This is a genomic window from Atlantibacter subterraneus, assembly GCF_007570865.1.
GTDB classification, from domain to species: Bacteria; Pseudomonadota; Gammaproteobacteria; order Enterobacterales; family Enterobacteriaceae; genus Atlantibacter; species Atlantibacter subterraneus.
Genome location: NZ_VLPS01000009.1, coordinates 31,867 through 44,545, shown reverse-complemented (window position 1 = coordinate 44,545; position 12,679 = coordinate 31,867). Strand labels below are relative to the sequence as shown.

Below are 12,679 nucleotides of genomic sequence, written 5' to 3'. Positions count from 1 at the left end.
CCGAATCGATAGTTATTTTTTTCCGCGCTGAGGGCGGCCATACACCAGCCAGGTCACCAGCACGCAAACGATGTAGAACACCAGAAACACCTTCATCGCGCCCACCGGCGAGCCGGTCATCTCCAGCGAGGTGCCGAAGGCTTTGGGGATAAAGAAACCGCCCACCGCGCCGATGGCAGAGATAAAGCCCAGCGCGGCGGCGGTATCGGTGACCGCTTCCTGCTGGGCCTGCTGCTCGCTGCCGCCCTTGAGCTTCACCCGGTAGATGGTGATGCGCCGGAAAATCACCGCAATCATCTGGAAGGTGGATCCGCTGCCTAAACCGGCGGTGAGAAACAGCCCCATAAACACCAGATAGAACGCCATGAAGCTGCCCGAGCCGCTGCCCGGCAGGGTTAAGAACAGCAGGGCGCTAAACAGGGCCATAAACACGAAGTTAATCAGCGTCACCCGCACGCCGCCGAAGCGGTCAGAGATCATGCCCCCCGCCGAGCGGGCCAGCGCGCCGATAAACGGGCCGAAAAACGCCAGCTTGAGGATGTTAACGTCCGGGAACTGGGTTTTCGCCAGCATCGCAAAGCCCGCCGAAAAGCCGATAAACGAGCCGAAGGTCGCCAGATACAGCAGGCTTAACAGCCACAAATGCGCGCGCTTCAGCACCGGCAGCTGGGAGCGAATCGACGCTTTTGAGCTGGCGATATCGTTCATGCCGAACCAGGCGGCGACGGTAGCGACCAGCAACAGCGGTGCCCAAATCCAGGCGGCGTTAGCCAGCCACAGCGAGGAACCGTCCGGCTGCTCGACGCCGTGTACCCCCAGGAACACGAACATCGGCAGGGTGATCACCAGCGGGGATACCATCTGCATCACGCTGACGCCCAGATTGCCCATTCCGCCGTTAATCCCTAACGCGCTGCCCTGGCGGGCTTTGGGAAAGAAGAAGCTGATATTGCCCATGCTGGAGGCAAAATTCGCCCCCGCGAATCCGCACAGCAGCGCAATAATCATAAATACTTCAAACGGAGTAGCCGGGTTTTGAATCGCTAAGCCGAGCCAGACGCAGGGAATAATCAGGATCACGGTGCTTAACACCGTCCAGTAACGCCCGCCAAACACCGGTACCATAAAGGAGTAGGGCACCCGTAAAATAGCGCCGGATAATGACGGTAACGCGGTTAATAAAAAAAGCTGGTCGGTAGTGAAATTAAACCCGACCTTATTGAGATTGACCGCCACGGCGCTAAATAACATCCAGACGCAGAAGGCTAATAATAAGCAGGCGACGGAAATGACTAAATTGCGGCGCGCAATGGCTTTCCCTTTATTGTTCCAGAAGGCGTCGTTTTCGGGTTTCCAGTCTTTTAATAAATAACTATTGGTATTGGTCGTTGTCGGTAACATGATCGCCCCTTGCCTGAATCGGCATTAGAAACAAAAGGTTACGGCGGAGAATGGCGCATCCGTTTGAAAATAAAGCGACAAAATTGAATGGGTGAACAAAACAAGAATAGATAAAAAAGCGCCACAAACAGGGGGCGGGGTGGATTAACCGCTTGGTTAATTGTTACTAATTGTAATAGTTAAGCCCTTAGCGGTGAATGTTATAGATAACCTTTAATAAGTTGATAAAAAGTAATAGTGACCCAATTCACATTTATTAGCGCTGCGTATTTTCATACTTCATTTTTATGACGCGGGCATTAATTCATTATTAATCATAATATCAACGTTACGGCGAAAGGCCTCTTCATCCATTCCGGATAATCCCAGTTTAACAATGCCATCCAGCCCGCTGACAAAAGCAATAATTCGCCAGGCAATATTTTCCGGGCTGTCGAGAAGTTGAAATTCATTCTCATTTGCGCCAGCGGAAATAATTTGCCGGGTCGCGTCATGCCACATTTCCATCGATATTATCCACGCCTGTTTCATTTCCGCTTCGCGCCGGGCGAGGGCTTCCGCTTCGCCAAACAACCGGAGATATTGCTCGATATCAGGGTTATCAAATCCCAGCGTCCAGTTGAGCTTTGCTCGCCAGCTTTTCAGCGGCGGGGCGCTTTCCAGATCCAGCGACTGGCGGCTGAGGCGCAAAAACGTCTCGGCTTTTAACGCCATCGACGAGGCAAAATGATGATGCACCTGGCCTGCGGCGATCCCGGCCTCGCTGGCGATGCGGCGTACTGTCATGGCGGCAAGCCCTTCGGACAGCGCCACGCGCATTGCCGCTTCCATCACGTTTTCCCGACGGTCTTCCCGGCTCATATAACTCATAAATAGCTCCTCAATGGCGGACCGTCAGTGTATCAAAAAAGTTGGACGCGCGTTCAAATTTCCGTAGAATCGCAAATCTGGACATCTGTCCAAATTAGTGTAAAGAGTGATAAATGTATGTTTCGTAAGTGGTATACCTTAGCCATTTTGGTGCTGATCTATATTCCTGTCGCCATCGACGCCACGGTACTGCACGTGGCGGTGCCGTCATTAACCCTGGCGCTGGGGGCGTCGGGCAACGAGCTGCTGTGGATCATTGATATCTATTCGCTGGTGATGGCCGGGATGGTGCTGCCGATGGGTGCGCTGGGCGATCGCATCGGCTATAAGCGCCTGACGCTGATCGGCAGTTCGCTGTTTGGCGCGGCGTCGCTGGCGGCGGCGTTTTCAACCCAGGCCAGCGAACTGATTGCCGCGCGGGCGCTGCTGGCGGTGGGCGCGGCGATGATCGTCCCCGCGACGCTGGCGGGTATTCGCGGCACCTTTAATAACGAGCGCGAGCGCGGTATCGCGCTGGGGATCTGGGTCGCCGTTGGCTCTGGCGGCGCGGCGTTTGGCCCGCTGGTAGGCGGTATGCTACTGGAACACTACTACTGGGGATCGGTGTTCTTAATTAATCTGCCGATTATCACGCTGGTGCTGCTGTTTACTACATTTTGCATTCCGCGCCAGCCGGTCCAGCGTGCGCAAACCCTGAATTTAACCCAGGCGCTGATGCTGATCGCCGCGATCCTGCTGCTGGTGTTGGCGGCGAAAACCAGCCTGAAAGCGAACAGCAATCTGACGCTGGTGCTCGGGGCGTTAATCAGCGGCGGGTTGCTGATGGCGCTGTTTATCCGCAGCCAGCTGCGGGCAAGCGCGCCGATGATCGACCTGACGCTGTTTACCCACCGCATTATTTTAACCGGCGTGCTGATGGCGCTTACCGCGATGATTACCCTGGTGGGGTTCGAATTGCTGATGGCGCAGGAGCTGCAATTTGTCCACGGCTTTACGCCGCTGGAGGCCGGGCTGTTTATGCTGCCGCTGATGCTGGCCTGTAGCTTTAGCGGCCCGGCGGCGGGGGCGCTGGTGGGGCGCTTTGGCTTGCGTAAGGTGGCCACGCTCGGCATGGCGCTAAGCGCCCTGAGCTTTTACGGCCTGGCGATGACCGACATGGCAAACCAGCGCGCCGTGGCCTGGGGCTGGATGATTCTGCTGGGGCTTAGCGCCGCCACCGCGCTGTTGGCCTCTACCGCCGCGATTATGTCGGCGGCACCCAAGGAAAAGGCTACGGCGGCAGGAGCGATTGAAACCATGGCCTATGAACTGGGCGCGGGCATGGGCATCGCCATTTTCGGCATGATTTTAAGCCATTCGTTCAGCGGCTCCATTGAACTGCCGACGGAACTCCCCGCCACGCTGATGGCCCAGGCCAGCGCGTCAATCAACGAGGCGCTGCTGGTGGCACAACAGCTTAGCCCGGCGCTGGGCGAGCAGGTGGTCAATGCCGCCAACGTGGCGTTTAAGCAATCGCACAGCGCCGTGCTGTCCGTGGCCAGCGGGATGCTGCTGGTACTGACGGCGGGAGTGTGGTTTGCGCTGCGGCCTGTGAAGAGTTTGACAGCCTGAAATTCATCATTAAGTATGACTATTCACTGATAGCGGGGGTAAAGATGCAAGAAATAATGAATATCCTGTCCGTGGCTTTACCCATGATGGTGTTATTCATTCTGATCAGACTGTTTTTCAGGGCGGTGCGACATCCTAAGCGCCTCATTTCAGAAAGTAATGGCCTGAAAAAAATTTCCGCGAACCCCTCGATTTTTCGGGGGGCTTCGCAGAAAGACTATTATTACGACAGCGACTATTTATATGAAATTAACAATGACATTACCCGTAAAATTCCACTCGGTGAAATTATTCAAATAAAGCCAGGTTTTACCAAAATAAATAACCGGCAAAACTGGTTGGTTAGCTACCTTAACCATGGCGAGAAAAAGCACGTTGAGTTTTTCAATAACTTAACCATTTTTAATCACAACTTCTCCGGCTTTTTGTCGGCAGTTGAACAAGCTAATCCTCAGGCTGAAATCAAAGCGCTATCGTTTTTTAATCTCTGAACAGAGGGAAAACGGGCTGTTTATGTAACGCTCAGAACCAGCGAATGCGCCGTCGCCCGGACCTTAGAGTCGATAGGCGAGCGCTGGTGTTTAATAATCATTCGTGAAGCTTTTGATGATGTACGTCGATTCAGCGAGTTCCAGAAGAACCCTGGGCTCGCGAAAAACATCCTGGCTGCACGTCTAAAGCATCTGGTGGATATCGGCGAGTTTGAGATCCGCCCGGCCTCCGATAGCAGCGCCTACAAGGAATACATCCTGACCGAAAGGGGCCGCTCCGGATTTCCGATCGTGGTCGCCATGCAGCAGTGGGGTGAGCGCTATCTGTTTGAACAGGGCGAAATACACCTTGTGTTGCTGGATAAGGAGAACGGCGAGCCGTTGCCGGTGCTGAAAGTTTGCTCATCGCAGGGGGACAGACTTGGGCCAGCGGATTGCTACCGCCAGCGCGTTGTTACTGAGGTTAGGGGAGAGGAGTGATTTTTTTCGGGGGGAGTCGGGAAAGGTTATCAGAGTAGGGGTCTGCTTCGTGCCAGCAGCGGACATTATAAACAAGTAGATTCAGCACCCTATGGATCAACGGGCATATCAGTGTGTCTTGGTCGCATCGCTAACCAGCTCTCCCTGTACAACATCATATGATGATAGGGCAGGGAAGATGATTTTTATCGCGTGTTTTAAAATAGCTTTCTGCATCAAGTGTCACTCGCGAAGAAGTATTGGCGCTATGATTGGCATCACTCAGTCCAGATAGTATTTTAGATATTTGGTAAATGATCAGATTGCACAACTCGGTCTGCGTTCATTTAAAATTATCTACTATTAATCGTTGCTATTAGATGAATGGCAAGTGTTTTCCACTCGCCATTTTATTTTTATTTTTTTAAAGTTTTTCCGACATTTAATGATTTTGCCAAACCATAAAATATCTGATATTTCATTCCTGTTTTTATTTTTGGTGAAATATTTGCATAACTTCTTTCTCTAAAGCACCAACGTATAAATCTACTATTATCTTCGGTTGTTTCTATATAGCATATTACATTAAGATCAAACAGAAATTGAAGGAAGTCGTTTGCTGTCGTCATAAATTTTGGCTTTGTAGTGGAAATGGAGCCAATGTGAGTTTCAAGTTGTTTATATGCTAAGAGGTATTCAGTATAATCGAAAGTATCTTTTCCAGAGAGGAATTCAAAGAACTTTAAAAAAATCTCATAATGCTCACTTCCATAATAAAATGACAAATGATCTTTTATTTCTCCGAGTAAATAGTTAGAGTAATCTCTTTGCATGCTAGGATTTTCAAAGTCATCTAGAGTAAATTGATTTTTCCCATTATCACCGTTGGTGTGTGATTTAATAATCTCGAGCATTCGCAATATATCTCTTGGGCGATAATAGGACCAACGAAGGAAATTAATAAATGATGTGGGATGGTTATAATCATCACGAACATTTGGTGAATTCCAAGGGAAATAATGGTCCCAGGCTTGCCCCTTTTCAAGTGTCACTTCTTGCTGAGTCCCAAGCAGATGATCTAGTACCTCAAATAATTGAGAGTTACGGTGGTTAACATATTCTGTACGCCAGTCCAAGAATACTGAATTATCTCTGATTTTTGCATTTTGATTTTGTAATCCTATGGATTCAAATATATCTGGTCTGATCAAAAGAACTGCCTTCATTCTCCCTTTTCTTCCCTTTATACTTGGGAAGAAATCGTTATTAATCTCCCAGACGGCGTGAGCTAATCCTTTGATACATTCTAGATAATCATCGTATGGAATTGAGGAGGGTCGGATATCGATACCATCGATAAATAAAATGTGGTTTTGAGATAAACGTATTTGGCTAAAGGCATCTTCAAATTTTTTTTGTATATAAAATAAATTTATCTGAAATCTGCTCTCGGAAAAAGACAAAGACTCTCTTTCTTCACCTTTTAAGGCTGCATGCTTATGAAGTAATTCGGCTGCAATTTTTGATTCTTGAACAAAACTGAGGGCTTGAATTATTTCTGGTGAGAAAGCCTTGAGATAATATTCATCTATTGCATCAGTAAGTGATGAGAATTTTGAATAGTTTAGTAACTTTGAAATTGCCCCTTCTTTATCTAATACTTGTTTGGAAATTAATAAATATAGAATAACTTTCCATATGCCAGAAAAATCAGACAAACTTAAATGCTTTTCGGATTTAAGAGTGATAAATTTTTGGTATTCTGTCTCTCTTATATATTTAGTTGTGGCTAGTGTGTTGTTAATATTGTTATTTGAGAGATAGATAGAGTACGCGGTTTTACCAGTACCTTTCTCTCCTACAAGAAACGATATATTTGGCTCGCATAATTCAGACAAGTGATTATCACGTATGAATACTTTGTTAAGTAATTCTTTATTTTCCCTTCTCTTATAATTTTCAGCATCAGCATAGCCAAGAGTTAGATCTTTGATTGATATCATTGTCACCTCAACTAAAGTAATTGGAAAAACATATGGTTATAAAAACATTGGCACTGCTCTGTGGCATATCGTTGAGGATATCAACATATGAAATGTAAAGGAACCATTTGTAGATGAATGAACTGAATCGCTGTAGCTTCGGTAGTCATCTTTCAGGCTGGTATATAATGACCAATGTCCGCTTCACGCTCATAGCAGCCCTTCAACCCAGCAAATCCATCCGCCTCGCACCAGAGCCAGACCCTCACTACTCTTCAAACACTCCACAAAAAAACCAGGTCTGTTGGATAATCATTACGATCTAAAATAAAAAGTCTCTCTTTCAGTCTCCAAAGAGCATCTGCATACGCAAGGCTGCAAATATGAAATCCAAAAGTGCGTTAGTTTTACAAGAACTCAGATCCCAATTACGCCCGGCCTCGGTGGCGCAATTCGGGGGATTTCGCCCCACTGCAGACCCTGTCACATCCTGGTTTTTGAAAGGTGTCTCTCTTCCTGGTGAAGGGTTGCCAGTCTGGAAAGGGCAACCGATGTTTCCGCTTCTTCAGATTCGTGTAGATGAGCTTCCCGTGGTTCCTGAACAACTGAAGGATGTCGCACTGCTGGTGCTCTATCACAATTTAGAAAGCCATCCATTCGATAAACCTCATGGCGAGGGGTGGCTAATACGCGAATATGCCACCCTTGAGGGGCTGGAGTTATTGCCTGCAACAGACACTCCGTATCGCGCATTTCCGGTTCGATGGGTGAGCGTCAATGATGATGCTCCGGGGTGGGAGGACGCCTGGGATATTATTGATCTTGCTGACGTAAATGATGATGAAGAAGCAAGTAACCGTTTCTTTGATGATTTTAACCGCTACAGGGGAACCAAGGTCGGAGGATATCCAACGGAGATACAACATGGTGCAGGGATTCAGGATTTTGTCTTTCAGGTGGGGTCAGAGGAAAAGGTAAACTGGATGTGGTCGGACAATGGTATCGGCTACTTTCACAAGTCACCCGAGGGGATCTGGACGTTTTCGTGTCAGTTTTACTAGTCGTACAAAGGCAAGTTTCCGCTCGTATCGGCCCCTCAACCCTTACCAAAAAAAAACCGCACCCGGCCCTGCGCCGCGTGCGGTTGCAGCGTTGATCAAAAATCAACGATGCCAGTAACAGCTAATCCCCAGGTACTTATTAAACGCCTCCTGCAACACCGCGCCGGTGGCCGAGTGGTTCATCGCCACGTGGTGTTCGAAGCCGTTATTGCAGATCCACGCCAGCAGGTTTTCCAGATGCGGCACTTCAATCACCGCGCGGCAGCCCACGGTGTCCAGCGCGTCGTCCACCGACTGGCCTTCACCAACGTAGGCTTTGATCTCGCCGGTAAAATCATCTGACGAGAGGCGGAAGTAGGTGAGCGGGCCGCTCTTCAGGCGTCCGTGTACTGCGCCGCAGGTGTTCTCTTTACCCACGGTGGTGCCGATGATATCGGCGGTGCCCATCGCCGGGGATTCCAGGCTGGCGCTGGCAAAGTTACCGCAGTGGAATAGCACGCATTTGTTGCGATCGTCGCCGAAGTTGTTATTCCAGTCAGCAATCGACGCCGGATTCAGCGAGCAGCTCGCCAGCGCGTACATTGACAGCGCGCCCATCACGTCCACTTCACAGGCGCTCGGCATCAGCTGGCCGGACATCACGCTCATGATTGAGCAGACGTTAATCCCGAGATTTTCTTGCAGCGACGTCCAGCACTGAATGGCGGTGGTGTCGATATCGTTGGCCGTCACCCATTCGCTGATCACCACGAACAGTTTCGCCATGGTCACCAGTTTGTCCGCCGGAATGGCGCTGGCGTCGGCGTTATCCATCAGGATGCCGCGTTTTTCCTGCACCCGGATGTCGTCATCGCTGATGTGTTTGATGCGGGTGAAGATCTCCGACAGGTCGAGGGTTTCCACCGCGACGCCCATTTTCTCCAGCAGTTTTTCGCTGTAGCGCACGGTGTTGAAGCTCGCCGGGCGCGCGCCGATGGCCCCGATGCGCACGCCTTTCATCGAGCTCACCACCCGGCAGATTTGGGTAAAGCGCTGCAAATCACCGGCGAAAACTTCGCTGCTCAGCGCGCAAACGTGTTGGGTGGTCAGGGTAAACGGAATGCCGTACTGGCGCAGGTTGTTGCACAGGGAAATCTTGCCGCAGAAGCTGTCGCGACGGGTGGCGAGGCCCATTTTATCGAGGTTGTCCTCTTCGGCCTGGATCAGCACCGGCACGTTAAGGCCGGACAGGCGAATGGCTTCCGCCACCGCTTTTTCATCGCCAAAGTTCGGCAGCAGTACCACCACGCCGTGGATTTGGTCGCGGTGCTTGCGGAACAGCTCGGCGCACACTTTGGCATCCTGGCGGGTTTCCACGCCGCCGAGGTAGGTTTCGCCATCTTTCAGCATCACGGTATTGATGCCGAGGCGGGAGAACAGCGCTTCAGCCTGCTCGCGGGCTTCCGCCACCAGATAGCTGGGGAAGAATCCGCGGTTGCCGATAATTACGCCGAAGGTTAATTGATGTGGGATACGGGACATGGCATCACTCCAGTAAAAGGATTATTTGGGCTGAAAGCGGCAGCGCGCCACGGCTTCAAGCCACTGTTTATAGTTTTGTTGCATCTGTTGTTGCCGCGCGGGCTGCGGTTCAATACGTTCGCCCTGGCTCGCCAGTGCCGCAGGCGTTTCATCCTGCCACCAGCCCAGCGCATTACCGGCCAGCAGCGCGGCACCCAGCGCCGAGACTTCGGCGGCAGGCTGAATAATTAACGGTCGTTGTAAAACGTCGGCCTGCAACTGCATCAGCCAGCGGTTTTGAGTGGCGGTGCCGTCGACGCACAGCGTTTCCAGCGGCTGACCGCAGGCCTGCTCCATGGCGAAAAACACATCGGCGATCTGATACACCACCGATTCCAGCGCGGCGCGCGCCAGCACCGCCGGCGTGGCGGCGTCGGTTAAGCCGCAAATCGTGCCGCGCGCCTGGAGATCCCACCAGGGCGCGCCGAGGCCCGACAGCGCCGGAACGTAATAGACGCCCTGATTGTCCGGCACCGACTGCGCCAGCGCGGTCAGTTCTGCCGGGTTGTTTATCCCCAGCATCCGCCCGAGCCAGGCTGCGCCGGAGCCGGTATGGGTGATATTGCCTTCCAGCGCGAAGGTGCGTTCGCCGTCGTGCCAGGCGAGGGTGGTGCTCAGGCGATTGGCCCGCGACACCGGTTCTGGAATCGAAAACATCAGCGACGACCCGGTGCCGTAAGTGGCTTTCACCACGTTGCCGCAGGCGCGGCGCTGGGCGTAGAGCGCGGCGTGGGAATCGCCAATCAGTGACAGGATCGGCGTGCCCACCGGTACGCCGGGGATAAACCCAACCTGCACTTCGCCGTGTAAACCGCTCGACGGCCTGACGTCCGCCAGCGCGGCGCGTGGGACGTTAAACAGCGCCAGCAATTGCCCATCCCACTGGCCGTCATAAATATTGAACAGCTGGGTGCGGGCGGCGTTGGCGTAATCGGTGGTGAACGCGCGCCCGCCGGTGAACTGCCAGTTCAGCCAGCTATCGAGGGTGCCGATGCACAGCTCGCCGCGCGCGGCGCGCGCCACGCCATCGGGCAGGGCATCCAGCAGGGCGCTGATTTTCGCCGCCGGGAACAGCGGATCCACCGGCAATCCGGTAAGTCGGGTAATCAGCGCGTCATGGCCTTGCGCCTGAAGTTCAGCGCAGCGCGCCTCCGAGCGGCGGTCCTGCCAGCTCACCACCGGGGTAAGCGGTTTGCCGTCGGTGCGTTGCCAGATTAATACCGATTCGCGCTGGTTGCTGATGGCGATCCCGGCTACCTGCACCGGCCCGGCCTGCTGTAAACAGCCGTTAATCGCCTCGACTACCGCCTGCCAGATAGCCAGCGGATCCTGCTCGGCGAGGCCGGGAGCCGGGTGGCGGATCTCCACTCCCACGCCGCAGCGCCCGACGATTTGCCCTTCGCGGTTGACCACCACCGCTTTGGCGTTGGTTGTGCCCTCATCAATCGCGAGAATTATTGGGCTCGACATGGTTATGCTCCTTCACACAGCGCAGTGGCTTTGCGTACCACACCGGCGGCGTCAATACCGTGATGGGCGCGCATATCCTTACGATCGGCGGCGATGGCATACCCGCCGTCGGCAATGCCCAGCCGGGTTAGCGGGATGGCGCAACCGGCTTCCGCCAGCACTTCCGCCACCAGGCTGCCGACGCCGCCGTTGACGTTGTGTTCTTCCACGGTGATTACCCGGCGGGATTTTTGCAGCGCGGCCAGCAGCTGTGCGGTATCGCACGGGCGAATCGACGGCACGTTGATCACCGCCGCATCGATGCCCTGGTCCGCCAGCGCGGCGGCGGCGCTGACGATCTCATGCACCGTGGAGCCCATCGCCACCAGCGCCACGTCCGCGCCTTCGCGCAATACGTTAATTGCGCCTGGTTTAAAACGGTAGCTGGTGTCGTGCAGCTCCGGCAGCGCTTTACCGTCGAGGCGGATATACACCGGGCCAACGTGATCCAGCGCGTAATCGATAATCTGGCGGCATTCCACCGGGCAGGAAGGGGCGTAGATTTCGATATTGCCAAATCCGCGCAGCACGGCGATGTCGTCAATGCTGTGGTGGGTACTGGCCAGCGGGCCGTAGCTGGCCCCGGCGTTCAGGCCGAACAGTTTGACGTTGCTGTTGTTGTAGCAGACGTCCACTTTGATCTGCTCGTTGGCGCGGGAGATCAAAAACGGCGCGGCGTTACAGGTGACGGCGATTTTACCGCCCATCGACAGCCCCACGGCGGTGCCCACCAGGGTTTGCTCGGCGATGCCGACGTTAACCAGCCGGTCCGGGAACTGTTTAATAAACGGCGAGATTTTGGCGGTAGAGGTAGAGTCCGCCACCACCGGCACCAGATCGACGCCGCGCTCAACCGCGTCGATAAACGCATTTACCATCACCGTTGCCAGATGTTCGCTATTACTCATCTTTCAGTTCCTCCAGAGCCAGTTCCACTTCTTCACCTTTCGGCACCCGGTGGTGCCACTCCGCGCGTCCCTGAATAAATGACACGCCCGCACCCTTGGTGGTATTGGCGATAATCACGTGCGGCTTGCCGCCCGGCTTCAGGCCTTCAATGGTGGTCACCACGTCCTGCATGTCGTTGCCGCTGCACTGGGTCACTTCCATGCCAAACGCGCGCCATTTTTCATCCAGCGGATCGGTGTTGAGAATATCTTTGGTTAAACCCGCCAGCTGTAAGTTGTTTTTATCGTTAATAATGATCAGGTTATCGAGCTGGTAATGGGCCGCCACCAGCGCCGCTTCCCAGTTGCTGCCTTCCGCCAGTTCGCCGTCGCCGGTGACCACAAATACCCGGCGCGCGCTGTTGCTGCGTTTGGCCGCCAGGGCAATGCCCACCGCCACCGGTAATCCGTGGCCGAGCGCGCCGGTATTCAGCTCCACGCCCGGGGTTTTATGCTTCACCGGGTGGCCGGGCAGGTGGGAATCAGCGTGCTGATAGGTCGACAGCCACTCCACCGGAATAAACCCGGCTTCCGCCAGCACGCAGTAGTAACCGCCGACCGCGTGGCCTTTGGACTGAATATAAATATCGCGCTGGTCGCTGTTGACGAGTTCCGGCGAACAGTTCATCACCCGGAAATAGAGCGCGGTGAGGATCTCAACCTGGGAGAGATCGGCCCCGGTATGCCCGCCTGCCGGGCTGTTAGCGTTGAGCGTTATGATGCGACGGCGCACCGCGCGGGCTTTCTTTTCCAGATCCGCAACCGACAATGAAAACGGATTCATAGGC

The 12,679-nt window shown here is 53.4% G+C and carries 11 protein-coding genes; 4 read left to right on the top strand and 7 right to left on the bottom strand.

Annotated elements, in window-relative coordinates; translation table 11 throughout:
- Nucleotides 1-12 precede the first annotated feature (12 nt).
- Both FND52_RS17210 and FND52_RS17205 read right to left on the bottom strand, forming a co-directional pair.
- Nucleotides 13-1,401, bottom strand: coding sequence for a NarK family nitrate/nitrite MFS transporter (locus FND52_RS17210; RefSeq protein WP_144132107.1), 1,389 nt, complete (start codon nt 1,399-1,401; stop codon nt 13-15).
- Between the two features lie 285 nt (nt 1,402-1,686).
- Complete coding sequence (locus tag FND52_RS17205; protein ID WP_144132105.1) at nt 1,687-2,271, bottom strand: TetR family transcriptional regulator; 585 nt, start codon at nt 2,269-2,271, stop codon at nt 1,687-1,689.
- A gap of 117 nt (nt 2,272-2,388) precedes the next feature.
- Here FND52_RS17205 and FND52_RS17200 point away from each other — a divergent pair, with 117 nt between their 5' ends.
- The 3 genes from FND52_RS17200 (at nt 2,389) to FND52_RS17190 (ending at nt 4,853) form a co-directional block, all read left to right on the top strand.
- Nucleotides 2,389-3,882, top strand: coding sequence for a SmvA family efflux MFS transporter (locus FND52_RS17200; protein ID WP_144132103.1), 1,494 nt, complete (start codon nt 2,389-2,391; stop codon nt 3,880-3,882).
- Between the two features lie 44 nt (nt 3,883-3,926).
- Complete coding sequence (locus tag FND52_RS17195) at nt 3,927-4,373, top strand: hypothetical protein (RefSeq protein WP_144132101.1); 447 nt, start codon at nt 3,927-3,929, stop codon at nt 4,371-4,373.
- A gap of 72 nt (nt 4,374-4,445) precedes the next feature.
- Nucleotides 4,446-4,853: a winged helix-turn-helix transcriptional regulator gene (locus FND52_RS17190; protein ID WP_144132099.1), complete on the top strand. Its 408-nt coding sequence runs from the start codon at nt 4,446-4,448 to the stop codon at nt 4,851-4,853.
- A 395-nt stretch (nt 4,854-5,248) separates the two neighbouring features.
- Here the strand turns inward: FND52_RS17190 and FND52_RS17185 are convergent, their stop codons facing one another.
- Complete coding sequence (locus FND52_RS17185) at nt 5,249-6,835, bottom strand: P-loop ATPase, Sll1717 family (protein WP_144132097.1); 1,587 nt, start codon at nt 6,833-6,835, stop codon at nt 5,249-5,251.
- Nucleotides 6,836-7,197: 362 nt separating this feature from the next.
- Here FND52_RS17185 and FND52_RS17180 point away from each other — a divergent pair, with 362 nt between their 5' ends.
- A complete protein-coding gene (locus tag FND52_RS17180) occupies nt 7,198-7,875 on the top strand; it encodes a DUF1963 domain-containing protein (RefSeq protein WP_144132095.1) in 678 nt (225 codons plus the stop codon).
- A 102-nt stretch (nt 7,876-7,977) separates the two neighbouring features.
- Here the strand turns inward: FND52_RS17180 and FND52_RS17175 are convergent, their stop codons facing one another.
- The 4 genes from FND52_RS17175 to FND52_RS17160 are packed head-to-tail and all read right to left on the bottom strand — an operon-like array spanning nt 7,978 to nt 12,675.
- Nucleotides 7,978-9,396: an L-fucose/L-arabinose isomerase family protein gene (locus FND52_RS17175; RefSeq protein WP_144132093.1), complete on the bottom strand. Its 1,419-nt coding sequence runs from the start codon at nt 9,394-9,396 to the stop codon at nt 7,978-7,980.
- A 21-nt stretch (nt 9,397-9,417) separates the two neighbouring features.
- Nucleotides 9,418-10,905 carry an FGGY family carbohydrate kinase gene (locus FND52_RS17170; protein ID WP_144132091.1) on the bottom strand — a complete coding sequence of 496 codons (1,488 nt, stop codon included), beginning with the start codon at nt 10,903-10,905 and terminating at the stop codon, nt 9,418-9,420.
- A gap of 2 nt (nt 10,906-10,907) precedes the next feature.
- The gene (locus tag FND52_RS17165; protein WP_125293371.1) at nt 10,908-11,852 is read right to left on the bottom strand and encodes a transketolase family protein; all 945 of its coding nucleotides are present in this window, start codon (nt 11,850-11,852) and stop codon (nt 10,908-10,910) included.
- On the bottom strand, nt 11,845-12,675 hold the full coding sequence (locus FND52_RS17160; protein ID WP_125293370.1) for a transketolase: 831 nt from the start codon (nt 12,673-12,675) through the stop codon (nt 11,845-11,847). Before FND52_RS17160 ends, FND52_RS17165 begins: the two co-directional genes overlap by 8 nt.
- Nucleotides 12,676-12,679 lie beyond the last annotated feature (4 nt).

Excerpts from the sequence above, each read along its gene's own strand:
- FND52_RS17195 (WP_144132101.1), top strand. The coding sequence starts at position 3,927 with ATGCAAGAAATAATGAATATCCTGTCCGTGGCTTTACCCATGATGGTG.
- FND52_RS17180 (WP_144132095.1), top strand. The coding sequence starts at position 7,198 with ATGAAATCCAAAAGTGCGTTAGTTTTACAAGAACTCAGATCCCAATTA.
- FND52_RS17200 (WP_144132103.1), top strand. The coding sequence starts at position 2,389 with ATGTTTCGTAAGTGGTATACCTTAGCCATTTTGGTGCTGATCTATATT.
- FND52_RS17160 (WP_125293370.1), bottom strand. The coding sequence starts at position 12,675 with ATGAATCCGTTTTCATTGTCGGTTGCGGATCTGGAAAAGAAAGCCCGC.
- FND52_RS17205 (WP_144132105.1), bottom strand. The coding sequence starts at position 2,271 with ATGAGTTATATGAGCCGGGAAGACCGTCGGGAAAACGTGATGGAAGCG.
- FND52_RS17185 (WP_144132097.1), bottom strand. The coding sequence starts at position 6,835 with ATGATATCAATCAAAGATCTAACTCTTGGCTATGCTGATGCTGAAAAT.
- FND52_RS17170 (WP_144132091.1), bottom strand. The coding sequence starts at position 10,905 with ATGTCGAGCCCAATAATTCTCGCGATTGATGAGGGCACAACCAACGCC.
- FND52_RS17165 (WP_125293371.1), bottom strand. The coding sequence starts at position 11,852 with ATGAGTAATAGCGAACATCTGGCAACGGTGATGGTAAATGCGTTTATC.
- FND52_RS17210 (WP_144132107.1), bottom strand. The coding sequence starts at position 1,401 with ATGTTACCGACAACGACCAATACCAATAGTTATTTATTAAAAGACTGG.
- FND52_RS17175 (WP_144132093.1), bottom strand. The coding sequence starts at position 9,396 with ATGTCCCGTATCCCACATCAATTAACCTTCGGCGTAATTATCGGCAAC.